Below are 24,317 nucleotides of genomic sequence, written 5' to 3' on the forward strand. Positions count from 1 at the left end.
TCAGACCCCGGATTGCGCCAGAGCCGCGCGGATGGCCACCGGGTCGATGTGGTCATGCTCGGCGATCACCACCAGCCGCGAGTGCCGGGGCGCATCGCCCCAGGGCCGGTCGAACTGATGGCGCACCCGTTCGCCCACGGCCTGCACCAGCAGGCGCATCGGCCGCCCCGTCACGGCGACATGGCCCTTCACCCGCAGGATGTGCTGTTCGCGCGCCAGACGGCGGATGCCTTCGGCCAGCGCCTCGGGATCGGCAATTTCGGGCAAGTCGATCACCGTGCTGTCGAAGTCATCATGCTCATGGTCATCGGCGCCGTCATGGTGGCTGGGGCGGGCGGCAAGGTCGTCTTCGGCGGCGGCATGCAGCCCAAGGATCACCGCCGGGTCGATCACGCCCTCGCTCATGGCGAGGATCGGCAGGCGGCGGGGCGCTTCGGCCTCCACCACGGCACGTGCGGCGGCAAGCCCCGCCTCGCCCGCCAGATCGGCCTTGGACAGCAGAACGATGTCGGCGCAGGCGATCTGATCCTCAAACACCTCGGACAGCGGGGTTTCATGATCGACGCCCGGGTCGGCCAGGGCCTGCGCCTGCACCGCGGCCGGATCGGGGGCAAAGCGGCCTGCCGCCACCGCCTCGGCATCGGCCAGGGTGATCACGCCATCGACGGTGATCTTCGACCGGATCGCGGGCCAGTCGAACGCTTTCAGCAGCGGCTTCGGCAGCGCAAGGCCCGAGGTTTCGATCAGGATGTGATCGGGTCGCGTGGGCAGCGCCAAAAGCGCCTCGACCGTGGGGATGAAGTCGTCGGCGACGGTGCAGCAGATGCAGCCGTTCGCCAGCTCGACGATATTCTCCGCCGGGCAGTTTTCATCGGCACAGGCGGCTAGGATGTCGCCATCCACCCCAAGCGTGCCGAATTCATTGACCAGAACCGCCAGCCGCCGCCCCTGCGGGTTCTGCATCAGATGGCGGATCAGCGTCGTCTTGCCGGAACCGAGAAAGCCGGTGATGACGGAAACGGGAATCTTGGCAAGGTCGGTCATTCAGGCTCTCCGATCGGGGGAAGACGGGCAAGCGACTGCTTGCGGAAAATCGCGGGCCGCTCGCGCCACGGCACCAGCCCGTCGGGCGCGGCGGCATAGGCCGCGGCCCCGGTCAGGATGTCGGGGGCGTCGGCCTCGGTCAGGCGGCCATAGACATAGGACCAGCGCCCCGGGGCGCAGAGCGCGACGGCGCAGCCCTGCCCGCAGGCGGACAGGCATTCCACCCGCTGAAGGGCCACGCCATCGGGGGCACCGCCCGCCTCCAGCGCGGCGGCAAGGCGCGCGCCCGGCACGGGACGGCCGTCTTCCACGGCCTCTCCCGCCCGGCAGGTCGCACAGACCAGCAGTCTTACCGTCATACCGCCTGCCCTCCGCAGGGGGGCGAAAAGGGGGAATACGGCCGGGACAACGACGGGCGCGCAGAGACGCCGCAGCAGTCTCCGGTCGCGGAACACCCCGTCCGCCCGAAAAGATCCAAAGCTGGCAGGTCTCCCGGCTTGCGGAGCGGGCTTTGGGCCCGGCCCGTCCGCCTTCCCGGCCGCGAGGCCAGTGGCATTGGAAGGGCACAACTCCGGTCACGGTCGCGGGGGCGGCTGCGCCTTGGCCCTTTGGGGGCCTACTCGCATTCCCTCTTCGCCTGTCATAGACAGGAACCAGCTTGGCCCCCAGAAAGGCCAAGGCCCGCCGAAAGTCAAGGAGCGCCGCCGACATGGCCGAAGACAGCCGCGACACCAGCACCGTTGCCGACATCCGCCATGCCGCGAAAATGGCGAAGATCAAGGCCGCCCGCGACCGGATGATGGAAGGAAAGACCGGCGAAAAGGGGCTGATCCTTGTCCATACCGGGCCGGGCAAGGGCAAGTCGTCGTCCGGCTTCGGCATGATCCTGCGCTGCATCGCCCATGGCATGCCCTGCGCCGTGGTGCAGTTCATCAAGGGCAGCTGGGACACCGGCGAGCGGCAGCTTCTGACCACGCATTTCGGGGATCTGTGCCAGTTCCACGCCATGGGAGAGGGCTTCACCTGGGAAACCCAGGACCGCGCCCGCGATGTGGCGGCGGCCCGGGCGGGCTGGGCGAAGGCGAAAGCGCTGATCCGCGACCCGGCGATCCGCTTCGTCCTTCTGGACGAGATCAACATCGCATTGCGCTATGACTATCTGGATGTGGCCGAGGTCGCGGCCTTCCTGCGCGATGAAAAGCCGCCGATGACCCATGTCTGCCTGACCGGCCGCAACGCGAAGCCCGAGCTGATCGGGATGGCCGATCTGGTGACCGAGATGGCGGTGGTGAAGCATCCGTTCCGCGACGGGATCAAGGCGCAGCCGGGGGTGGAATTCTGATGCCGGGGGTGCCTGCGGCCAAGGCCGGGGGCTTCACCCCCGGACCCCCAGGATATTTGTGCCAAGATAAAGGCAAAGGTTTCTTAACCTTTTGGCGCCATGGTCGGGACACGGTACAGGGAGGGATCCCGATGACCGTCCAAGGTAAAGGCGCCGCGCCTCCCCCGTGCAAACGGCCCGAGGTGCGGCTGCCGACCTGTGACGCTGCCTTTATCTTGGCGATAAATATCCCCGCCGGAGGCTCCCGCAGTGTCAACCCGCGCCAAGGGGGCCGATGATGCGGGCGCTGATGATTCAGGGCACCGGGTCGAATGTGGGCAAGTCGATGCTGGTGGCGGGGCTGTGCCGGGCGGCGCGGTTGCGCGGGCTGCGGGTGCTGCCGTTCAAGCCGCAGAACATGTCGAACAATGCCGCGGTGACGGCGGACGGGGGCGAGATCGGGCGGGCGCAGGCGCTGCAGGCGCTGGCCTGCGGGGTGGCGCCGCTGACCGACATGAACCCGGTCCTCCTGAAGCCGGAGACGGACACCGGCGCGCAGGTGGTGGTGCAGGGGCGGCGGCTGACCACCACGCGGGCAGCGGATTATCCGGCGCTGAAGCCGCGGCTTATGGGGGCGGTGCTGGAAAGCTTTGCCCGGCTGAAGGCGCAGGCGGATCTGGTGATCGTCGAAGGGGCGGGCAGCCCCGCCGAGGTGAACCTGCGCCGCGCCGATATTGCCAATATGGGCTTTGCCCGGGCCGCGGATGTGCCGGTCGTGCTGGCGGGGGACATCGACCGGGGCGGGGTGATCGCGCAGATCATCGGCACGCAGGCCATTCTGGACCCCGAAGATGCCGCCATGGTGCAGGGCTTTCTGATCAACAAGTTCCGCGGCGATCCGCGGCTGTTTGACGATGGCTATGCGCTGATCGCGGCGCGCACCGGCTGGCGCGGGTTCGGGGTGCTGCCGTGGTTCCACGGGGCCGGGCGACTTCCGGCCGAAGATGCACTGGATCTGACCGGCAACGGGCGGGGCGGCGGGGTGAAGATCGCCTGCCTTGCTTTGTCGCGGATCGCGAATTTCGACGACCTTGATCCGTTGAAGCAGGAGCCGGGCGTCACGGTCGAGATGGTGCTGCCGGGCCGTGCCATTCCGGGCGATGCGCGGCTGGTGATCCTGCCGGGGTCGAAATCCACCCGCGGCGATCTGGCCTTTCTGCGCGCGCAGGGCTGGGACATCGACCTGGCCGCCCACCGGCGGCGGGGCGGCCATATCCTTGGCATCTGCGGTGGCTATCAGATGCTGGGCCGGACGGTGGCCGATCCGGAGGGGATCGAGGGCGCGGCGGGCGTGACCCCGGGCCTTGGCTTTCTGGAGGTCGAGACGGTGATGACGGCGGACAAGCGGCTGACCCGCTCTGCCGCCACCCATTGCGCCAGCGGTCTGCCGGTCGAGGGATATGAGATCCACATCGGCCGGACCGGGGGCGCGGATTGCACCCGGCCCTTCGCCCTGCTGGACGGGCGGCCCGAGGGCGCGACCAGCCCGGATGGCCGGGTGACCGGCAGCTATCTGCACGGGCTTTTCACCGACGACGCGTTCCGCGCAGCCTGGCTGGCGCAGCTTGGCGCGGCCTCTTCGGGGCTGGCCTATGCAGCGGGGATAGAGGCTGTGCTGGACGCCCTTGCTGCGCATCTGGAGGCGCATCTGGACGTGCCGGGCCTTCTGGCGCTGGCCCGTTAGGGCGCGGCAAAGCCGGGGGTGAAGGCGGGGGCGACCTGCGCCCATTCGGCCTCGCTCCCCGGAAGGCCAAGCCGGATCAGCGTCGGGGACCACGGGAAGATGCGGCTCCAGACCCGGTGGCGGGCGAGGTCGGTCTGTGCCTCCCCGGCCGAGGGCGTATCATAGAGCCGGAACAGCGCCGTGCCGCCGACAAGCGACCAGCCGCGGCCCTGCGCCAGCCTGTCCATCCGCGCGGCATCCTCTGCCAGTCGCGCGCGGGTGGCCGCGGCCCAGCCGGTATCTGCCAGCGCCAGCGTTCCGGCATGGATCGCCGGGCCGGAGACCGCCCAGGGCCCGGCCATCGCCGCCATCAGGGCGATATCCGCCGCGGGGCCAAGCGCGAAGCCAAGCCGCAGCCCGGCCAGCCCGTAGAACTTGCCGAAGGAGCGCAGGACGATCAGCCCATCCGTCCCCGCATGGGCCGCGACCGAAGCGGCGGGATCGGCATCGGCGAAGCTTTCATCCACGACCAGCCGCCCCACCTGCCCGGCCAGCGCGCGCAGCGCGGCGGAGGTCAGCAGGCGGCCGTCGGGGTTGTTGGGGTTGACCAGCACCGCCAGATCGGCACCCGGCAGGGCCTCGGGGCGGGTGACCTCCTCGACCTGCCAGCCCGCCTGACGCAAAGCGGCAGCATGTTCGTTGTAGGTCGGCCCCAGCACACGGGCGCGCCCCGGCACAGACAGGCGCGGCACCAGCTGGATCGCCGCCTGCGCGCCGGCCAGCGCGACAATCGGGGCCGCGGTGCCATAGGCCGTCCGTGCCGCCGCCAGCAGCGCCGCCATGGCCGGGGCTTTGGGCAGTGCGGTCAGCACATCCCCGGGCAGGGGCGGCACCGGCCAGGGCACCCGGTTGATCCCGGTGGAAAGATCGACCCAGGGTCCGCCGCCATAGCGCGCCTGCGCCGCATCCAGATTGCCGCCGTGATCGCGCATCGTCATCCCCCGCCCGTGAAGCGGGTGATCCCCGAAAACCCGGCCTGCCGCAAGGCCGCAACCGCTGCGCCGGGCACCTGACCCGGCGCGAAGATCAGGCCCCGGGCCGATCCGGTATGGGCGATCAGCCAGCCCGCCGCGCCAAACTGCCGCGCCAGCGCGGCTGTGGGGTCCGCGGCGGGACCGCGCAGGGCCAGACAGCGCGCGGCCGAGGCCGAGGCCAGCCGCCCCAGAGCCGCCAGATCGGGCGGACCCGCCTGCCACTCCGCCACCAGATCAGTAATGTCGGGAAAGCGGTCATCCGCCGGATCGGTGCGCTGGCCCGCGCCGAGGAAGCCACCCAGCACCTCGAACCGGGGCAGCGCGGGCATCCTTGCCAGCACCCGGCCGTGACGCGAGGCCCAGAGAAGCCGCCCGGCACCGACGAACATCAACGGGTCCGAAGCCCCCTCGCTGGCCAGACAGGCCTGCGCGATCCGCTCCGGCCCGGTGATGCCCGCAGCCCGCGCGATGGCCACCCGCACCGCGGTGGAGGCCCCTGCCCCGGCAGCCACGGGCATGTCCAGATGCAGGACATGGCCGCCGGATGGAGGCAGGCCAAGCGCGGCCAGCAGGCGGAGCAGCTCTGCCGGGGTCAGGACCCGCCCGTCGGGCTGAAACAGCCGCAGCGGACCGGGCGCGCGCCAGAGAGTGCAGCGCAGGGTGTCACAGGGCAGCGTGACAAGGGCGACGGTACCCCGCGAGCCGAACCGGCCCTGCAGGATCTCACCGAAATGTCCCTGAACCACCACCTTGCCGGATGCCACAGGCCGTCCCCCTTGCCGCGACCTCTTTGGCTGTCCCGCTGCCCGCGCGCAATGGTCCGGCCCGCTCGGTCTTCCGTCAGAAGGGTAAACCGGTATCAGCCGGGGGTGACCGGGGTCAGCAGCGGCTCTCCCGCCAGAACGCGGCGGTAATTGCCGATCACCACCTCTGCCGCCGTCAGGGGATCGGGCGAGGTGGCGATATGCGGCGTCAGCCGCAGGTTGGGCACGGTCCAGACCGGATCATCACGCGCGGGCGGCTCGGGTGACAGCACATCCAGCGTGGCCCCCGCCAAATGGCCGGAGACCAGCGCCCGGGCCAGCGCCGCCATGTCCAGCTGCGCGCCGCGGCCCGCGTTGATGAAGAAACTGCCCGGAGGCATCGCCGCGAAGAAGCGGTCGTCGAACAGGCCCACCGTTTCGGGTGAAAGGGGCAGCAGCGCCACCACGATCTGCGACGCGGCCAGAAATCCGGCCATCCCTTCGGCCCCGGCATGGACCGTCACCCCCTCCACCGGGCGACCGCTGCGCGACCAGCCGTGAACGGCAAAGCCCAGACCTGTCAGGGCCCGGGCCACAGGTGTGCCAAGGGCACCCAGCCCCATCACCCCCACTGTCCGCTGCGCCGCCGGAACCCGCGGCACCTCCTCCCAGATCCGCGCGGCCTGCTGGCGGGCGTAAAGGTCGAAGTCGCGGTGATGGTGCAGCACGGCATGCAGCACATATTCCACCATTCCCGCCACCTGCCCCGGCTCGCTCAGCCGTGCCACGGGCAGGCCGGGCGGAAAGGGATAATCCTTCACCTGATCGGCACCCGCGCTGATCAGATGCACCAGCCGCAGCCGGTCATACCCTGCCAGCCCGCCGGGCGGCGGGCGCAGGACCAGCATCATGTCCACCAGCGCCGGGTCGCCCACATCGGGCCAGACCCGGAAGTCCAGCGCAGGCTCCACCCGGCGCAGCGCCGCCTCCCACCGGGCAGGATCGGCGCTGTCGCTCTGGAACAGCAGCCTCACAGCACGGCGGTCGGGATGATCTCGACCAGAATGCCGGGATCGGCCATTTCCACCACGCCGCAGGACCGGGTCGGCGCCCGGTCGCGGTCGATCCACGCATCCCAGACCGCATTCATCGCGGCGTAATCCTCCATCGACTTCAGCCAGATCTGGGCGGAGACCAGTTTCGACCGGTCGCTGCCCGCATCGGTCAGGATCGCGTCGATCCGCGCCAGCGCCTGCCGGGTCTGTTCGGCCGCATCGGCGGTGAAATCATCGGCGACCTGCCCGCCCATGAAGATCGTGCCATTGGCGATGATCGCGCGGGAACGGCGGCCGTTGTTGTCGATATGCTTCATCACTTGTCCTTCAGCGTCTTGAAACCGGAACGGGAAATAAACTCGGGCGGATCGAAGGCCCGCACCGCAGGGAGCGGGTCATTGAACGGCGCCACCTCGACCAGACAGGATTGCGCCGAAGGCCCCTGCGACAGGCGCGATGTGCCGCGGTCCCCCGTCAGCACATTGGGGTTGCCATGGCGGTCCAGGGGCTGTGCCGCGTCACCCTCTTCGGGATCGTACCAGGCGCCGGTCGGCAACTGCACCACGCCGGGCATCACGTCATCCGACAACGCGACCGCCGCAAGGCAGGCGCCGCGCGCGTTGAACACCCGCACCACATGGCCATCGGTAATGCCCCGGGCGGCGGCATCGGCGGGGTTCATCCGCATCACCTCGCGCCCGTGGCGCTTGGCCGCGGCGGACTGCCCCGCCAGATCATACTGGCTGTGCAGCCGCGTCCGCGGCTGGTTCGAGATCAGGTGTAAGGGATAATCCCCCGCCGCACCCAGCCATTCCTTGGGCGGCAGCCACGCCGGATGGCCGGGGCAGTCGTCATAGCCGAAGCCCGCCACCCGTTCCGAGAATATCTCGATCCGGCCCGAAGGGGTGGGCAGCGGCTGGCCGGCAGGATCGGCGCGGAACGCGGCCATCAGATCGGGCTGATCCTGCAGCGCGGGCGCGTCCAGCAGCACCATGCCCTGTTCCCAGAACGTGTCGAACTCGGGCAGGTCCAGACCCTGACCGGCGGCGCGCTGTCGCCCCTGACCATACATCAGCCGCAACCAGTCTTCGGCGCTGCGCCCTTCGGTGAACCGCTCGCCCGCCTCCAGCCGCGCGGCCAGCCCGGCAAAGATGTCGTAATCGTCGCGGGCCGCTCCGGCCGGATCGGCCACCCGGTGCGAGGCGGCGACGAAACGGTCCCGCGAAGAGGCGGCGATATCGTCCCGCTCCAGCACCGTCGTCACCGGGAACACAATATCCGCATGTCGCGCCAGCGGGTTCCACCAGCTTTCATGCACGATCACCGCCTCGGGCCGCTGCCAGGCGCGGCGCAGGCGGTTCAGGTCCTGATGATGGTGGAACGGATTGCCGCCCGCCCAATAGACCATGCGCAGATCGGGATAGACCCGGTCCATGCCATTGAACGGATAGCCCTCACCCGGATGCAGCAGCGCATCGGCGATCCGCGCAACGGGGATGTAATCCGCCACCGGATTGTCCAGCTGCGGCAGCGAGGGGAAGCTGAAGGACGGCACCGGATTGCCGATCCCGTTGACCGAGGCATAGCCGAAACCGAAGCCCCCGCCCGGCAGGCCGATCTGCCCCAGCATCGCCGCCAGCGCGACGGCGGCCCAATAGGGCTGTTCGCCATGGTCGGCCCGTTGCAGGGACCATGCCACCATCACGAAGCTGCGGTTGCGGGCCAGAAGCCGCGCCAGATCGCGGATCTGGGCCGCCGCCATGCCGGTGATCCCGGCGGCCCATTCCGGGGTCTTGGCCACCCCGTCCGACGCGCCGGTCAGATAGGCGGCGAAGGTATCGAACCCTGCGGTATGGCTGGCCAGAAAGCCGCGGTCGGCCAGACCTTCCCCGTGCAGCACATGGCACAAAGCCAGCATCAGCGCGGTGTCGGTGCCCGGCCGCAGCGGCAGCCAGTCCACCCCCTGCCCCGCCGTATCGTCCCGCAGCGGCGAGACGGAGATCAGCCTTGCCCCGCGGCTGCGCATCGCCTCAAGGTTCTCGCTCAGGATATGCCGCGCGATCCCGCCCGAGCTGACCTGCGCATTCTTCCACGGCACGCCGCCGAACATCAGCAGCACCTGCGTATGGGCGGCGATGACCGGCCATGTGGTGTGCTCTGACACCAGCCCGCGCTTGTCGCCCAGAATATGCGGCACGACCGTATCGGCGGCGGCATAGCTGTAGTTCTGGATCGACCGCACATAGCCGCCGACCGCATTCAGAAAGCGGTGGATCTGGCTTTGCGCATGGTGGAACCGCCCCGCGCTGGCCCAGCCGTAGGACCCGCCATAGATCGACCCGTTGCCATGATCGCGGCGGATGCGGGCAATCTCGGCCGCGGCCAGATCCAGCGCCTCATCCCATGGCAGTTCCACGAAAGGCTCATGCCCGCGGCCGGGGCCGTCCGTCGCCACCTGCCCCGCCTCGCGCGCACGCAGGAACGAGGCGCGCACCGCCGGCCGCAGGATCCGCGCGGGCGCGGTCAGCGCCTCGACCATCCCGTCCGACAGGGGTGAGGGGTCGGGGTCCGCCGCCACCGGGTCAAGTCCGGTGACGCGGCCCGCTTCCATCCGGGCACGGTAGGTGCCCCAATGGGTGGCGACGGTGGGATGTTCGGGCAGGCGCAGCATGATGTCGTGTCCCCCTCAGCGGCGCGACCAGTCGTCGATCAGACGCCAGGCCACCTGAAAATGCGCCTTCTGCAATTCGGCCATCCGGGCGGTGTCGCGCGCGCGCAGCGTATCGACCAGCACCTGATGTTCCCCCGCGCGGCCCTGCCAGATTTCCTGCGCCATGATCGCCAGATAGCGCACCCGGTAGAGCCGCAGGCTCAGATTGGCGTGAATCTCGATCAGGGTCTTGTTGCGGGACGCGGCAATGATCGCCATGTGGAACGCCTGATTGGCGCGGAAGTATTTCAGCCGGTCGCCCTCGGCCACCGCCGCCTCCATCAAGGCCAGATGCCGTTCCACCCGCAGGATATCGCCTTCATTCGCCATCCGGCAGGCCGCTGCCCCGCCAAGCGCCTCCAGCTCGGTATAGATGGACAGCATATCGGCAATATCATCGGTGCTGTTCTTCACCACCACCGCGCCGCGGTTGGGGATCAGCTCCACCAGCCGCTCCACCGACAGGATTTTCAGCGCATCCCGCATCGGCGTGCGCGAGACGTTCAGCTGCTCGGCCAGAATACGCTCGCGGATCGGCTCTCCGGGCTTCAGGATGTCATGGATGATCTGGTGCCGGATATGCCCCGCAATCTGGTTCGGCAGCGGATCATCGCCCTCCTGCACCGGGGCCGGGCTGGAAGCAAGCATCGCCTCGGCGAAGTTCAGGGTCATCGGGTGCCTCTCACATTCAGATCGGTGCCAGTACAAAGCCGGGACGGCAGGCCTGCAATCTCGCCAAGGGTAACGGGTTTCACCGGCATGCGAAGCCGGTAATATCCAACATCTGCGGGGCTTTGTCCGGTCAGATCCGCAAAGACCTGCGCAATGGTGGCGCCGCACATCCGGCCCTGACAGGGGCCCATGCCCGCACGGCTGAAAGCCTTGAACTGGTTGGGGCCGGGGCAGCCCTCGGCCACCGCCTGCGCCAGCGCGCCGCGGGTCACCTCTTCGCAGCGGCACAGGATCGTCGCGTCATCGCGCGGCGCCAGCCAAGCCTGCGCCGGGCGGTAAAGCCGGTCAAGGAACGGTCGCGCCGCCGTCTCGCGCGCCAGCGCCCGGGGCAGGGCCGCATCAACGGGCAGGCTGCGGCCCAGATCGCGGACCACCGCCCGCGCGGCGATCCGCCCCGACAGCGCCGCAGCCTTCGCCCCTGCGATGCCGCCGCCATCCCCCGCCACCCAGAGCCAGGGCAGGCTGGTGCGGCCTTGGGCATCGCGCGTCACAACCCATGTCTCCTGCGCGGCATCCCAGTGATGCGCTGCGCGGGCGGCCATGGTCATGTTCGGGTTGGGGATCACCCCGTGGTGCAGGAAGGCATGGGCGCAGTCCAGCGCATGGTCCCGCCCGGCCGCCTGCCAGCGGACACGCTGAAGCGCCCCCTCCCCTTCGAACGCCAGCCCGGTCACGCCGCGGTGGAACGGCACGCCCGAGAGGCGCAGTTTCGCCAGAAGCCTGGCGCCCTTCCACAGCAGCCCCGGCTGGCGCAAGGCGCCCGGCAGATGCCGCAGCGCGGGCCAAAGCGCACCCTTGGGCGTTGTGTCCAGCACGGCGGCCACCTTGGCTCCCGCGGCCAGATACTGGCAGGCCACCAGATACAATAGCGGCCCGGTCCCGGCGAAAACCGCGCCATCGGCCACGGTGCCCGTGGTCTTCAGCAGGATCTGCGCCGCACCCGCCGTCATCACCCCGGGCAGGGTCCAGCCGGGCACGGCAAAGGGCCGCTCCATCGCACCGGTCGCCACAAGCACGCGCCGCGCGGCCAGATCACCGCCGCCCTGCGGTGCGGTCCAGGACAGCCCGTCCGGGCCGATCCGCCAGACCGTGGCCTGCGGATGATAGACGGCACCCGAGGCGAGGAACTCCTCCGCCAGCGGGCGGCCGGCGGCGTAATCCGGCCCCAGCACGGCGGCACTGCGGGCGCTGCGCGGCTGCGTCACATTGCGGTAGATCTGCCCGCCGGGCGCGGGCTGTTCGTCGAAGACCGCGACCGACAGACCAAGCGCCCGCGCCTCGATGGCAGCAGCAAGACCCGCGGGACCGGCGCCGATGATGGCAAGATCGGTCATGCCGCATCCTCCGTTCCGGCCGCGCCGGTCTGGCGGGCGATGGTCATGCCAGGACGCACCAGTTCAAGGCAGGTCTGGCGGTTGGGCACGCCGTCGATCACGGCAAGGCAATCGAAACAGACGCCCATCATGCAATAAGGCAACCGCGGCGCACCGCTGACCGGGGTCAGCCGGGCGGGCGCAACCCCGGCCTGCAACAAGGCGGCGGCCAGATTGGCGCCGGCGGGCAGCTCCACCGGGCACCCCTCGACCGTCACGGTGACCAGCGGCAGGGCAGAAGGCTCAAGCGGCCTGAACATCGAAACGCTCCGGCTGGAAGGATTGAAACACATCGGGGTCCAGCGCCCCCGCCTGCAGATGCGGGATCAGCCCGCCCGCATGCCACGGCGCCAGCGTCACCCCGGAATGCACACAGACCACAAAGGCGCCGTCGCGGCCCTGATAGACCGGCACCCCGTCCGGCGTCATGATCCTGAGCGCACCCCAGGCCCGCACCACCCGCACGTCGCGCAACAGCGGGAAGGCGGTTACCGCCTTGCGCGCAGTGTCGCGCAGCACGGGCAGAGTGGTGCCGTCATCCTCGCCCACCTCTTCCGAGCTTTCGCCGAAGATGCAGCCGCCCTCCACCGTCTGGCGGATGAAGTTGGTGCCCATGGTCAGGAAGGGACGGACCTTCTCGGTCACCATGATCTGGCCGCGCACCGGCCGCACCGGACCGGCAAGGCCCAGCATCGGCGCCAGCCGGGCATTGCCCAGACCCGCGGCCAAAACGATGCGCCCGCAGGTGAACCGGCCCTGCGCCGTGTCCACCGCATAGCCCGCGCCGTCGCGCGACAGGCCGGTCACCCCGTGGCGCGGCATGTAGCGCCCGCCGCGGGCCACCATCGCCTTGATCAGCGCACGCAGCAGGTAAAGCGGGTTCGCCGTGCCGTCATCGGGGCAATAGGTGCCGCCGGCAACCCCCGGCCCGATGGCGGGCAGAACCTCGGCCAGCGTGGCGCGGTCCAGCACCTGAAACGGGCTGTGGATCCGCGCCTTCACGTTCGAGGCCGCCAGCGCCGCCGCGCGTTTGGCCAGTTCTTCAGGCGAAAAGCAGATATAGGCCGCGCCGGGACGGCGGAAATGCAGGTCGATGCCGGTCTCCGCCTCCAGCCCCTCGGCAAAGGCGCCCCAGTCATGGGCGGCCTGCCGGGTCAGATCGGCATAGTCGGGGGCGGTCACGCCCTTGCCCTGCACCCAGACATTGCCGAAATTGCCCCGCGCGGCGCGCAGCGCAATGTCCCCTTCGTCCAGAAGGGTGACATCCTCGCCCGCGCGGGCAAGGCCATAGGCGATGGCGGCACCGACGATGCCGCCCCCCGCCACGATATATCCGGCCGTTCCCATCCGCTCAGAACATCGGATAGGCGCGCGGGCGCAAGCTGGCCTGGAACGTATTCACCATGGTCACCGTGTCATAGACGGCAAGGCCCGTCGCCTCGGCGATCCAGTGCGAGAACGGCGCAAGATTGGTGCATTCCAGAACGATGGCGCCGATCTGCGGATGTGCCGCCACAAAACGGCGGGCAGTCTCCACCACCTCGGACTTCAGCGTCTCATAGGTGACGGAGGTATCGCCCTCCTTGATCCAGCGGACAAAGTTGGAATCCTGCGGAATGCCCGCCACCGGCGTGTCCTGCGCGATGCCCACGGCGTCCAGATAGGGGCCGTTCAGCACATCGCCGTTGTAGGTCATGATGCCCACCCGTTTGCCCGTGGGCAGCAGGCGTTCGACCATCGGCACCTGCAGAAGGCTGGAGGTCGCCACCGGAACCGAGCAGTGATCCGCCAGCTCGCGCTGATAGATCGACAGGAAGCCGCAGGTCGTGGTGATACCGTCCACCCCCGCGGCGATCAGCTCATCCGCGGCGCGCTTGAACGGCTCCAAAAGGCTCGCGTTGTGCAGGTCGGTCATCTTGGACGGCACGGCATCGTGGACGATCTTGTATTGAACCGGAAAGTTCCAGGTCATCGCATTGCCGATATCGCCGATGTAGCGCTGGAAGGTGGTGTTCACCATCAGGATACCGATCGACACGCCGTAATAGGTCTTTTTCCGGGGCTGCATGGGCAGGGTCCTTCTTGAAAGCGGAAAGCCGCGGCGCCTGTCGCGCCGCGGTCTGGTCAGGTGTCAGGGCGTTCCGGCCTGTCGCGGTTCGATCCGGGCGGGCGCCGTCTCGATCTTCGGCAAGAGCAGAAGGCCCGCGAAGATCGCATATCCGACCAGCCCCCGGATCAGCTCGGGCTGGGTGTGCCACAGGGCGCAGAGGGCCCCCGCCGCGAACAGCAGCACCCGCAGCCACAGCGGCAATGGCCGCGAACTGAAGCCCACGTAAGAGATGCAGATGAGGATGATCCCGGACGATACCGCCATCGTCGCCGTCACGATCTCATACAAGGTGCCATCCAGCGTCAGCGCCGGTTCGTAGATATAGGCGATGCCGGTGACGAACCCGCCCGCCGCCATCCGGAAGGCCCAGGTCGCGGTGACCAGCGGATTGGCCTTGGCAATCGCCGCCGCCGCATAAGAAGCCGCAGCCACCGGCGGCGTCGCATCCGCCATCACGGCGAAATACAGCACGAAAAGGTGGATCGCGATCAGCGAGGCGGTGCCGTGTTCCGCAATGAGCGGCGCGCCGATGGCGGCCGTGATGATATAGGCAGGCGTCGTCGGCACCCCCATGCCCAGAAACAGGCAGCTGAGCGCGACCAGCAGCACCAGGAGCAGCAGCGAATCCCCCGCCAGCATCTTGATGATGCCGGTAAAGGCCAGCAGCAGCCCGGTGTTCGTCAGCCCCGCCGTGATGATCCCGGCCGCCGCCACCGCCACCGCGATCACACAGATCGTGGCACCGGCATCGACAAAAGCCTCCAGCACCTTGCGCCAGCCCATGCGGGTATGGACCCGCAGCCACGAGCAGACGAAGACCGCGACCGTTGCCCAGAAGGCCGAATAATAGGGCGAGTACCGCTCGCTCATCAGCCACATCAGAACGACCAGCGGGATCAGGAAGTGGATGTCCTTCAAGACATCCTTGAAGGTGGCGATCTCATCCTTGGGCAGGGACTGGATGCCCAGCTTCTTGGCCATGAAATGGACCGAGACGAAGACGCCCAGATAGTAAAGCACCGCACCGATGGCCGCGGCAGAGACGATGGAGACGTAAGGCACCGAGATCATCTCGGCCATGACGAAGGCGGCGGCGCCCATGATCGGCGGCATGATCAGCCCCCCGACCGAGGCGGCAGCCTCGATCCCGCCGGCCATGGGCGCGGGAAAACCCATCCGCTTCATCTCGGGGATGGTGACGGCGCCGGTCACGACCACATTCGCCACCGATGATCCGCTGGTCATGCCGAACAGACCGGATTCCACCACCACCACCTTGGCCGGACCGCCGGTGTAGCGCCCGGCGACGAAGGTGCCCACGTTCATGAACAGATTGCCCATGCCGCTGGCCTGCAGGAAGGCGCCGAAGACCAGAAAGGTCGCCACGATCGTGGCCGAGATGCCGGTCAGCTGGCCGTAAAGGCCCGAGCCGTTCATCAGGTAAAGGATATCGACCACCTGCGTATAAGGCAGGTCGCGGTAATACCAGACGCCCGGCAGCAGGTTGCAGACGAACATATAAAGGATGACGACGCAGACCAGCCCCGACAGCACCGCCGACAGCGCGCGGCGCACCGCCTCCAGCACCAGAAGCGTCATCACCGTGCCCAGAACCACCTCGGTCACGGTCAGCGGGTCTATATAGGCGCTGCGGTTGTAGACGCGATCAGGGTCCAGCCAGATATAAAGGCTGGGCAGGATCGCCGACACCGCCAGCACCCAGTCCAGCGCGGTGGCGCGGTGCGTGGGCGATTTCGGCGTTGCGGGATAGAGGATAAAGACCGGAGGAACAGCCAGCAGCAGGTGCAGCGAGGCCAGTTCCAGAGGCGGCGGATAGCCCCCGATGGTAAAGTAGAAATGCAGTGCGGCCATACCGGCCAACCAGAACCACATGCCGTATTTTACCGGCCCGTAAAGCTGTCTCATGGGGCTGTCCCTTGCGCCGGGTCCGGGGCGCGGCCGAAACCGCACCCCGGATCTGGGTTACTTCATGAAGCCGAGTTCCTTGTAGGCTTTCTCGGCACCCGGGTGCAGCGGAACCGGCTGGTTCTGCCATGCGATGGCGGGATCGTATTTCGTCAGCACCTTGTAGATGTTGCCGAAACGGTCACGGTTTTCGATCAGCGTCTTGGTCATGCGATAGACCACATCTTCGGACACGCTTTCATGGACCAGGATCAGCGCCTCCAGCGTGGTGACCGGAATGTCGCCACCTTCGGGCTGCAGCTTTTCATAGCTGCCGGCCGGGATCACGCCCTTGCCATAGCCATAGGTCGCGGACAGGTAATCCATCAGCGGCGCATCCATCGCGATCAGCTTGGCCGGACGGCGGCCGTTCTCGATCTCCAGCGCGATGCCGGTGGGCACAGAGCCCGCGCCGAAGATCACGTTGATCTGGTTGTCGTCAAAGGCGGAAACCAGCTGCGTATAGGTGCCGTTGATCACGGCGCCGCCGCCGGCCGAAACCTTCTCGGCGCTGTTGTCATAGAAGGCCAGCGCGCGCTGCAGCGTCAGCTCTTCCGAGGTGGCCTTGGGCGAGGTGCCCACCTTCACCGCCGGATCGGCCAGAATCTCGCCCAGGGTGCGGGTCTCGGCAGCATCCACGATGATATGGAATTCGGCCGGCGCCCAGGTGCCGCCCATCGAGGTCAGGCCGACATGCGCCTTGGTATAGGGTTCCTCCCCCTTGGCCGCGGCGGCGGCCAGAAAGTCGATGCCCATGCCCATCTGGCTGATCCCGCCATCCAGCATGGTCGGGTTGTCACGCCCGCCGCCCGGCACCACGCGGATCGCGATATCGGGGTTCTTTTCCATGATGATGTTCGACAGGCCGGTCACGATGGTGAACCAGCTGCCCCCGGTCGAGCCCGAGGCCCATTCCAGGTTGGTCGTCTCTGCCATGGCGGCGGAACCCGCCATCACGCCAAGGCCAAGCGCAAGGCCCTGAAGGGATCTGGAGAAAAGCGTCATTCGTCTACCTTTCCTGTTGGCGTCCCGTCGGGCGGGTACGGTCGTATCGGTGAAGTCGTGAGTGGGGCAGTCTTGAAAAAACAGGTCGTCTCAGGCGCCGAAAGCCTGTGTCAGGGCCTGCGCCAGATCGGCGCGCAGGTCTTCGGGATCTTCCAGCCCGGCATGCAGCCGCACCAGCTGGCGCGGTTCGTCCCAGCGGGTGGCGGTGCGGGCATGGGCGGGGTCGCCGGGCAGGACAAGGCTTTCGAACCCGCCCCAGGAGAAACCCAGCCCGAACAGCCGCAGGCTGTCGGCAAAGCGGACGGCCACGGCGCGGTCCGTCGTGTCCAGAAGGACCGAGAACAGGCCCGAGGCACCACGGAAATCGCGGGCAAAGATCGCATGATCGGGATGTGACGGCAGGCCGGGGTGCAACACGCGGGCGATGCCCGCCTGCCCCTCCAGCCAGCGGGCAAGGTCAAGCCCGGTCGCATGGTGCTGCTTCAGCCGCGCCGCCAGCGTGCGCAGTCCGCGCGCGCCCAGATAGACTGCATCGGGCGACACGGCATAGCCCATCCAGTTCGCCGCCTCGCGCAGCGGCTGATGCAGGGCCGCATCAGCGACCGACACGGTGCCCAGCATCGCATCGGAATGGCCGACGATATATTTCGTCGCCGCCTGCACCACGATGTCGATCCCCAGCTCCAGCGGGCGGCAAAAATAGCCGGTGGCCCAGGTGTTGTCGCAGACGGTGATGATCCCCCTGCCCCGCGCCAGCGCGGCGATGGCCGGAAGGTCCTGCACCTCGAACGTCAGCGAGCCGGGGCTTTCCAGATAGATCATCCGGGTGGTGTCGCGGATCAGCGGCGCCAGATCGGCGCGCGGATCAACATATTCCACCTCAACCCCGTTCCGGCGGATAAAGGCGTTCAGGCTGGTCCGGGTGGGTTCATAGACCGTATCGGCCACCAGCACATGATCGCCCGGCTTGAGGAACGCCACCAGCGGCAGAACGCAGGCGGCCAGACCCGAAGGCGTGGCCACCGTGGCCACGGCCCCTTCCAGAGCAGAAACCGAATCCTCGAAGGCAAAGGTATCCGGCGTGCCGAAGCGGCCATAGAACACCGTGCCCTTGGCGAACCGTTTGCCCTTGGCGGCGTCCAGATCAGCCACCGTCTCGAACAGGATGGTCGAGGCGCGGTGCACCGGCACATTCACCGGGCCGGTTTCCCCCGCGCGGCCCGAATGGATCAGCACGGTGTCAACGGCAGTCTGGGAAGGATCAAGGGTCATGGCGATTTCCAACCGGTCGATGGAATTAGCATGCGATGATCATTTTTGGTATGCAATTTATATTTTTGTCATACACGAAGATCGAAGGCTTTGTGCTGGAATTCCGGGCAGCCGCAGCGCGGGCGTTCCAAATTCGCGGGCGCCGGGGGAATTCCCTCCGCATGATCCGGGCGAATCTGCCGGGCGGATGCGCGCCCGGACGGCCCGGCAGAGGGTTTCCGCCGGGCCGCAGCGATGGCCTCAGGCCAGAAGCACGATCTGACCGGTGGTGCGGCGCGCCTCAAGGTCCTCATGCGCGCGGGCTGCCTCGCGCAGCGGGTAGGTGTGGTTCACCTGCGCGGTGATGATTCCCTTGCGCATCGCCGCGAACAGATTTTCCGCCGTGGCCAGCAGATCGGCGCGGTCGGCGATATAGGGGAAGACCTGCGGCCGCGACAGCGCCACGCATTTCGGCGCCAGCACGGCGATGTTCACCGGCGGCACCGCGCCAGAGGCATTGCCGAAGCTGACCAGATGCCCGAACTTCGCCACCGCGGCCAGCGAGGCATCGAACGTGTCCTTGCCCACGCCGTCATAGATCTTCTGCGCGCCCTTGCCCCCGGTGATTTCCATCACACGGGCGGCAATGTCCTCGCTGCGGCTGTCGATGATATGATCCGCCCCGGCCGCGCGCGCCAGCTCCGCCTTCTCAGTCGATCCCACGGTGCCGATCACCGTGCAGCCCATGGCCTTGGCCCAGGCACACAGCAACAGCCCCACGCCCCCCGCCGCCGCATGAACCAGAATGGTATCTCCGGCCACCGCGGGGGCTGTCTTGTGCAGCAGCCGCTCGGCCGTCATGCCCTTCAGCATCAGCGCGGCGGCATCCTGATCGGCAATGTCATCGGGCAGCGGCACCAACCGTTCCGCCGGCATGTTGCGACGCTCGGCATAGGCGCCGGGGGCGGTGGTCACATAGGCCACGCGCTGGCCCACGGCCAGATCGGCGACGCCCGGGCCGATGGCCTCGACCACGCCCGCGGCCTCCATCCCCGGGGTGCCGGGCAGCGTCATCAGCGGATAGGCCCCCTTGCGCACGTAGATGTCGATGAAGTTCACTCCGATCGCGGTATGGCGCAGGGTCACCTGCCCTTCGGCCGGGGCGGGCAGATCGACCGCCGTCCATTCCATGACTTCGGGGCCGCCTGTGGTATGCTGGATGATGCTGTAGGACACGCAGGGCTCTCCTCTATGGCGCGCGCAGGGGATGGGGGCAGGATGCAGGCGCTGCGGCACCGATGCGGCAGCGGGTCAATATTGCATGCCATATTGACACATGGAATGCAATGAAACAGGCTCGCCCCCAAGCCTGCCACCGTGACAAGGTCAAAGGAGGACAATATGAGCCGACCCCAACCGATCGAATACAAGGACGCCTCGCCCGAGGTGAAGGCCGTCTTCGACGACATCATGCAGTCGCGCGGGCTGAAGGATGTGAACAACTTCTGGAAGCTTCTGGCCAATGACCCGAAGGGTCTGAAGCGGACCTGGGAAAGCGTCAAGGAGGTCATGGCCCCCGGCGCGCTGGATCCGGTGGTCAAGGAGATGGTCTATCTCGCCGTTTCGGTCACCAACAACTGCGGCTATTGCATCGCCAGCCATACGGCCGCGGCACAGAAGGCCGGCATGACGCCCGAGATGTTCGGAGAGCTGATGGGCGTCGTCGGCATGGCGAATGAGACGAACCGGCTGGTGAACGGCTACCGCGTCCAGATCGACCCGCAGTTCGAATAGGGGCCCGCGCGCCGGCGCAATCCGGCAGACCGCAGGTTTTCGCGCCGCCCCGGCTGCCACCGGGGCGGCGTCCGACATTCAGGGCGCCCGTCCGCCCGCCGCCTCAGCCGCCTCGTGATCCTCGGGCGACTTCGGCAGGAACCGCGCCACCCGGCGCGAAAATCCGTCCAGATAGGTCAGGATCACCGGCACCACCACCAGCGTCAGCAGCGTGGACGAGATCAGCCCCCCGATCACCGCATGAGCCATGGGCGCATTCTGGCTGCTGCCCTGATGCAGGTTCAGCGCCAGCGGCAGCATGCCCAGAATCATCGCCAGCGTGGTCATGATGATGGGGCGGAACCGCACCTCGCCCGCATGCAGCAGCGCGTCGTACAGGTTCGCCCCGTCACGCACCTGATGGTTCGCATTGTCCACCAAGAGGATCGCGTTCTTCACCACAAGGCCCATCAGCATGATGAAACCGATCATCGACATCATGTTCAGGGTGGACCCGCCCGCCAGCAGCCCCAGCACCACCCCCACCAGCGACAGGGGCAGCGACATCATGATCGCAAGAGGCTGCACGAAGCTGCCGAACTGCGAGGCCAGCACCAGATAGATGAAGATCACCGCCATCAGAAGCGCCGAGGCCGCCGCCGCGCCGGAATTGGCCAGTTCCTCGGCATCGCCGCCCAGCCCGAAGCGATAGCCTTCGGGCAGCACCATATCGGTGGTGATCCGGCTGACCTGGGCAAAGACATCGGCCGGGGCATCAGGCGACAGGTTCGCGTCGATGGTCACGCGGCGGTCCAGATCCTCGCGCAGGATTTCGGCCGGGCCGAAGATGCGCGTCACCTCGGCCACCTGATCCAGCCGCACCATCTCGCCCCCGTCGGGGCTGACGGCAATGGGCAGGTTGCCGATGGCGCTGATCTGGCTGCGTGCCGCCTTGTCCAGCCGCACCACCACATCATAGGTCTTGCTGTCCGGCGCGGTCCATTTCGCCACCGTGTCGCCGCTGGTCATCGCGGTCAGGGCCGCGCTGATCTGCCGGGCCGAAATGCCCATCTCGCTGGCGCGCTGGCTGTCCACCCGGATGCCCACCACCGGCTGCGCCGCCTTCAGGGACGAGGCGATATCCTCCAGCCCGCCGATCCGCGACAGCCGCTCGGCCACCTGATCGCCGATCCGCGACAGCGTGGTCACATCCTCGCCGAAGACCACCACCTGCACGGGCTTTGCCCCCGCGCCAAAGCCGTCATCGGCGCTGACCACCAGCTCCAGCCCGGGCAGGCCCTGCAGATCCTGCCGGGCCCGCGCGGCGAACCCCTCGGCCGAAAGGCTGCGCGCGTCCAGCGGCACCAGCGTCACCGTGACGGACGCCTCGTTCGACACGCCCGATCCGACACTGCCGCCGCCGATGGTGACATAGGTCGTGGCCACTTCGGGTCGGGCGCGCAGGATCGCCTCCACCTGCGCCGCGCGCGCCGCGGTATAATCCAGCGACGATCCGGTTTCCGTCTTCAGCCCCACCACCACCTTGCCGTTGTCCTGCGCGGGCAGGAATTCCGCGCCCACCAGCGGGATCAGGAAGAAGCTGCCAAGGAACAGGCCCAAAGCCGCAGAAAGGGTGATGACCCGGTGCCGCAGCGACCAGCGCAGGACGCCCACATAATGCCGGGTCAGCACGGTGAACATCTCGTCGAACCGCGCCACCGCCCGGCCCAAGGGGCCGCGCTTCGCATCCGGCTCTGCCGCCGGGTCATACCAGACGCTGGACAGCATCGGATCCAGCGTAAACGCCACGAAAAGCGAGATCAGCACCGCGACCGAGACGGTCAGCCCGAACTGCAGGAAGAACCGGCCCATGATGCCTTCCATGAAGGCCACGGGCAGGAACACCGCCACGATCGAAAGCGTGGTGGCCAGCACGGCCAGCCCGATCTCCTGCGTCCCCTCGATCGCGGCGCGCAGGTGGCCCTTGCCCATATGCAGATGGCGCATGATGTTTTCCCGCACCACGATGGCATCGTCGATCAGGATGCCCACCGACAAGGACAGCGCCATCAGCGTCATGATGTTCAGCGTGAACCCCATGAAGAACAGCGCGATCATGGTGCCGATGATGGAAATCGGCAGGGTCAGCCCGGTGATGATGGTGGACCGCCACGAATTCAGGAACAGGAACACGATCACCACCGACAGGACCGCCCCTTCGGCCAGCATGTTCTGCACCGCCTCGACCGAATCCTCGACCGCGGTGGCATCATTGGCGATCACCTCGATGCTGACATCCGCGGGCAGGACACCGCCGGTCAGCGCCGCGGCGGCGGCGATCACGTCGCGCGCCACCTGCACCGTGTTCGACCCCTGCACCTTCATCACATCCACGGCCAGCGCGCGTTCGCCGTTCAGGAAGGCCAGGCTCGTGGCCTCGGCCGCGCCTTCGGCCACGTCCGCCACATCGGCCAGATAGACCGGCTCTCCGCCCTGCCGGGTCACGATGATGCGGCGGAAATCGGCGATCCCGGCCAGCCGCCCCTTGATCTGGATCGACTGTTCGGTCGCGCCTTCGGTGATGGCGCCGGCGGGCAGGTCCACACTGTTGGCCGCAATGGCCGCCGTCACCTCAGCCATCGACACCCCGTGCGAGGCCAGCCGGTCCGGGTCCACCGTCACGCCGATCTGCGTGGGCAGCCCGCCCACCACGGTGACACTGCCCACCCCCGCCACATTGCGCAGCCGGTTCAGCACCCGGTCCTCGGTCAGCCGCGTCAGCTCGTCCAGCGGGCGGCTGGCCGAGCTGATCGCCAGCGAGATCACCGGGCTGGAGGACGGGTCGAACCGCAGAAGCGTGGGCTTGCCCGCGGCATCGGGCAGGCCCGCCTCCACCCCGGCCAGCTTGTCGCGCACATCGTTCATCGCATCGGCCGAGGCGACTTCCAGCCGGAACTGCAGCACGACCAGCGCCTGCCCCGCCTGCGCGGTGGACTGGATCTTGTCGATGCCGCTGATCGTGGCCATCGCATCCTCGATGGGCTTCACGATGTCGTTTTCCACCGCCTCGGGCGAGGCGCCCTCATAGGCCACCACCACGGCGACAACGGGAATATCGACATTGGGCATCTGCTCGACCGGCAGCCGCTGCCAGGAATAGACCCCGAAGACCATGATCGCGATCATGATCATCGTGGCAAAGACCGGCTGGCTGACGCTGATCCGGGTCAGGAACATGTCACTGCGTCTCCGTCACGCGGACGGCCATGCCCGCATCCAGATCCGGCAACCGGCCCGAGACGATCCGGTCCCCCGGCGCAAGCCCGGAGGTGATGCCGATGACCGTCTCCCCCTCCCACAGCCGGCCCGGCTCCACCGCCTGCCGCACCAGAACGCCGCCGTCGATCTTCAGGACATAGGGGCCTTCGGCATCCTGGCGCAGGCTGCCCGCCGGAATGCCGATCGCCGCCTCGCCGATCTCCAGCACGATATCGCCCGAGGCGAACATGCCGCCGCGCAAAATGCCTTCGGGGTTTTCCACCACCACCACGACAGGCGTGTTGCGGCTGCCCGAAATCGTGGTCGGGCTGATGCCTTCGACATGGCCCTGAAAGCTGCGCCCGGCCAGCCCCTCGATGGTAAAGGTCACGGTCTGCCCCGGTTCCAGCCGGATGCTGCTGGCCACCGGCACATTGGCGCGCACCACCATGGTGGACAAATCGGCCAGCTGGAACAGCGCGGTCCCGGCGCCGACACTCTGGCCCGGCTCCACCTCGCGCGCGGCGATGATGCCGTCAAAGGCCGCCGTCACCGTGGCATCGCGCAGCGCCACCTCGGCCGCGGCCACCACCGCCTCCTGCACCGCAAGATTCGCGCGCTGCACATCCAGATTGCTGCGCGCCGTCTCCAGCGCGGCCGAGGCGGACACGCCCCGGTCGGCCAGTTCCTCGGACCGCAGCGCCTGGGTCTCGGCCAGGGCCAGCTGCGCCCGGCTGGCCTCCAGCGTGGCCTTCTGCTGCTCCAGCTGGATACGCAGCGCCGCCGCCTCGATCTGCAAGAGCAGGTCGCCCTGCGTCACCCGGTCGCCCAGCCGGACCGTCACCGTCTCGACCGTCCCTGCCACCTTGCTGTTGATCTGGATCTGCATCCGCGGCTGCAGCGTGCCCGTCACCTGCAGCGTGTCGCGCAGCGTGCCGCGGGTCACCTCGGTCACGTCCAGCGGATGCAAGAGCAGCTCTCCCCCTTCGGTGGCCGCGCCTTCGGGCGCCTGCGCCACCTGCTCGCCGCCGCGCCCGCCCAGCCACAGCGCCCCCGCACCCAACAGGACCAGAACGACCACCGGCCACAGCCAGCGCCGCCAGACCGGGCGCGGACCCGCCGCCTCGCGCCGCAGGTCACGCGGGGTCTTGGCCCAGTCGGGTTTGCCCGGCGCGGGCGAAGGGGCGGAAGTCCTGGACGATGTCATGAAGGCCCCTCTC

21 protein-coding genes and 1 riboswitch are annotated in these 24,317 nt (G+C 68.1%); of the genes, 3 read left to right on the top strand and 18 right to left on the bottom strand.

Going from position 1 to position 24,317, the window contains the following annotated elements; translation table 11 throughout:
• Together cobW and ACO2Q5_RS14850 are read right to left on the bottom strand one after the other, a co-directional pair.
• The gene (cobW, locus tag ACO2Q5_RS14845; RefSeq protein WP_423292390.1) at positions 1 to 1,044 is read right to left on the bottom strand and encodes a cobalamin biosynthesis protein CobW; all 1,044 of its coding nucleotides are present in this window, start codon (positions 1,042 to 1,044) and stop codon (positions 1 to 3) included.
• Positions 1,041 to 1,403, bottom strand: a complete 363-nt coding sequence (locus tag ACO2Q5_RS14850; protein ID WP_423292392.1) for a DUF1636 family protein — start codon at positions 1,401 to 1,403, stop codon at positions 1,041 to 1,043. The genes cobW and ACO2Q5_RS14850 overlap by 4 nt, the downstream gene beginning before the upstream one ends.
• A gap of 106 nt (positions 1,404 to 1,509) precedes the next feature.
• Positions 1,510 to 1,717, bottom strand: a riboswitch (cobalamin riboswitch).
• A 36-nt stretch (positions 1,718 to 1,753) separates the two neighbouring features.
• Here ACO2Q5_RS14850 and cobO point away from each other — a divergent pair.
• Both cobO and ACO2Q5_RS14860 read left to right on the top strand, forming a co-directional pair.
• The gene (cobO, locus tag ACO2Q5_RS14855) at positions 1,754 to 2,386 is read left to right on the top strand and encodes a cob(I)yrinic acid a,c-diamide adenosyltransferase (protein ID WP_423292394.1); all 633 of its coding nucleotides are present in this window, start codon (positions 1,754 to 1,756) and stop codon (positions 2,384 to 2,386) included.
• 277 nt (positions 2,387 to 2,663) lie between these two features.
• Positions 2,664 to 4,109: a cobyric acid synthase gene (locus tag ACO2Q5_RS14860; RefSeq protein ID WP_423292396.1), complete on the top strand. Its 1,446-nt coding sequence runs from the start codon at positions 2,664 to 2,666 to the stop codon at positions 4,107 to 4,109.
• Here ACO2Q5_RS14860 and cobD read toward each other — a convergent pair.
• The 14 genes from cobD to ACO2Q5_RS14930 form a co-directional block, all read right to left on the bottom strand.
• Complete coding sequence (gene cobD, locus ACO2Q5_RS14865) at positions 4,106 to 5,080, bottom strand: threonine-phosphate decarboxylase CobD (protein ID WP_423292398.1); 975 nt, start codon at positions 5,078 to 5,080, stop codon at positions 4,106 to 4,108. The two genes, ACO2Q5_RS14860 and cobD, sit on opposite strands and share 4 nt — an antisense overlap.
• A gap of 2 nt (positions 5,081 to 5,082) precedes the next feature.
• The gene (locus ACO2Q5_RS14870; protein WP_423292400.1) at positions 5,083 to 5,886 is read right to left on the bottom strand and encodes a propanediol utilization protein; all 804 of its coding nucleotides are present in this window, start codon (positions 5,884 to 5,886) and stop codon (positions 5,083 to 5,085) included.
• A 95-nt stretch (positions 5,887 to 5,981) separates the two neighbouring features.
• Positions 5,982 to 6,899: a 2-hydroxyacid dehydrogenase gene (locus tag ACO2Q5_RS14875; RefSeq protein WP_423292402.1), complete on the bottom strand. Its 918-nt coding sequence runs from the start codon at positions 6,897 to 6,899 to the stop codon at positions 5,982 to 5,984.
• On the bottom strand, positions 6,896 to 7,237 hold the full coding sequence (locus ACO2Q5_RS14880) for a RidA family protein (protein ID WP_423292404.1): 342 nt from the start codon (positions 7,235 to 7,237) through the stop codon (positions 6,896 to 6,898). Before ACO2Q5_RS14880 ends, ACO2Q5_RS14875 begins: the two co-directional genes overlap by 4 nt.
• Positions 7,237 to 9,591 (bottom strand): molybdopterin-dependent oxidoreductase, encoded by a 2,355-nt coding sequence (locus ACO2Q5_RS14885; RefSeq protein ID WP_423292406.1) that lies wholly within the window; start codon positions 9,589 to 9,591, stop codon positions 7,237 to 7,239. Before ACO2Q5_RS14885 ends, ACO2Q5_RS14880 begins: the two co-directional genes overlap by 1 nt.
• Before the next feature lie 15 nt (positions 9,592 to 9,606).
• Entirely contained in the window at positions 9,607 to 10,302 is a 696-nt protein-coding gene (locus tag ACO2Q5_RS14890; RefSeq protein ID WP_423292408.1) for a GntR family transcriptional regulator, read from the bottom strand.
• Positions 10,299 to 11,696 carry an NAD(P)/FAD-dependent oxidoreductase gene (locus ACO2Q5_RS14895; RefSeq protein WP_423292410.1) on the bottom strand — a complete coding sequence of 466 codons (1,398 nt, stop codon included), beginning with the start codon at positions 11,694 to 11,696 and terminating at the stop codon, positions 10,299 to 10,301. The genes ACO2Q5_RS14890 and ACO2Q5_RS14895 overlap by 4 nt, the downstream gene beginning before the upstream one ends.
• The gene (locus ACO2Q5_RS14900; RefSeq protein ID WP_423292412.1) at positions 11,693 to 11,995 is read right to left on the bottom strand and encodes a 2Fe-2S iron-sulfur cluster-binding protein; all 303 of its coding nucleotides are present in this window, start codon (positions 11,993 to 11,995) and stop codon (positions 11,693 to 11,695) included. The genes ACO2Q5_RS14895 and ACO2Q5_RS14900 overlap by 4 nt, the downstream gene beginning before the upstream one ends.
• Positions 11,979 to 13,082, bottom strand: coding sequence for an NAD(P)/FAD-dependent oxidoreductase (locus ACO2Q5_RS14905; RefSeq protein ID WP_423292414.1), 1,104 nt, complete (start codon positions 13,080 to 13,082; stop codon positions 11,979 to 11,981). The genes ACO2Q5_RS14900 and ACO2Q5_RS14905 overlap by 17 nt, the downstream gene beginning before the upstream one ends.
• Before the next feature lie 4 nt (positions 13,083 to 13,086).
• A complete protein-coding gene (locus tag ACO2Q5_RS14910) occupies positions 13,087 to 13,803 on the bottom strand; it encodes an aspartate/glutamate racemase family protein (protein WP_423292416.1) in 717 nt (238 codons plus the stop codon).
• Positions 13,804 to 13,866: 63 nt separating this feature from the next.
• Positions 13,867 to 15,771: a TRAP transporter permease gene (locus ACO2Q5_RS14915; RefSeq protein WP_423292418.1), complete on the bottom strand. Its 1,905-nt coding sequence runs from the start codon at positions 15,769 to 15,771 to the stop codon at positions 13,867 to 13,869.
• Positions 15,772 to 15,828: 57 nt separating this feature from the next.
• Complete coding sequence (locus ACO2Q5_RS14920; RefSeq protein WP_423292420.1) at positions 15,829 to 16,815, bottom strand: TAXI family TRAP transporter solute-binding subunit; 987 nt, start codon at positions 16,813 to 16,815, stop codon at positions 15,829 to 15,831.
• 90 nt (positions 16,816 to 16,905) lie between these two features.
• Positions 16,906 to 18,087 carry a cystathionine beta-lyase gene (gene metC / locus ACO2Q5_RS14925; protein ID WP_423292422.1) on the bottom strand — a complete coding sequence of 394 codons (1,182 nt, stop codon included), beginning with the start codon at positions 18,085 to 18,087 and terminating at the stop codon, positions 16,906 to 16,908.
• A 240-nt stretch (positions 18,088 to 18,327) separates the two neighbouring features.
• Entirely contained in the window at positions 18,328 to 19,302 is a 975-nt protein-coding gene (locus ACO2Q5_RS14930) for a quinone oxidoreductase family protein (RefSeq protein ID WP_423292424.1), read from the bottom strand.
• 165 nt (positions 19,303 to 19,467) lie between these two features.
• Between ACO2Q5_RS14930 and ACO2Q5_RS14935 the strand changes: the two genes are divergently transcribed.
• A complete protein-coding gene (locus ACO2Q5_RS14935) occupies positions 19,468 to 19,860 on the top strand; it encodes a carboxymuconolactone decarboxylase family protein (protein ID WP_423292426.1) in 393 nt (130 codons plus the stop codon).
• Between the two features lie 78 nt (positions 19,861 to 19,938).
• On the opposite strand, the gene ACO2Q5_RS14940 is transcribed toward ACO2Q5_RS14935, so the two are convergent.
• Together ACO2Q5_RS14940 and ACO2Q5_RS14945 are read right to left on the bottom strand one after the other, a co-directional pair.
• Positions 19,939 to 23,076 carry an efflux RND transporter permease subunit gene (locus tag ACO2Q5_RS14940; RefSeq protein ID WP_423292428.1) on the bottom strand — a complete coding sequence of 1,046 codons (3,138 nt, stop codon included), beginning with the start codon at positions 23,074 to 23,076 and terminating at the stop codon, positions 19,939 to 19,941.
• Between the two features lies 1 nt (position 23,077).
• A complete protein-coding gene (locus tag ACO2Q5_RS14945) occupies positions 23,078 to 24,304 on the bottom strand; it encodes an efflux RND transporter periplasmic adaptor subunit (RefSeq protein ID WP_423292430.1) in 1,227 nt (408 codons plus the stop codon).
• Positions 24,305 to 24,317 lie beyond the last annotated feature (13 nt).

Source organism: Neotabrizicola sp. VNH66 (assembly GCF_049445895.1).
Taxonomy (GTDB): domain Bacteria; phylum Pseudomonadota; class Alphaproteobacteria; order Rhodobacterales; family Rhodobacteraceae; genus Pseudogemmobacter.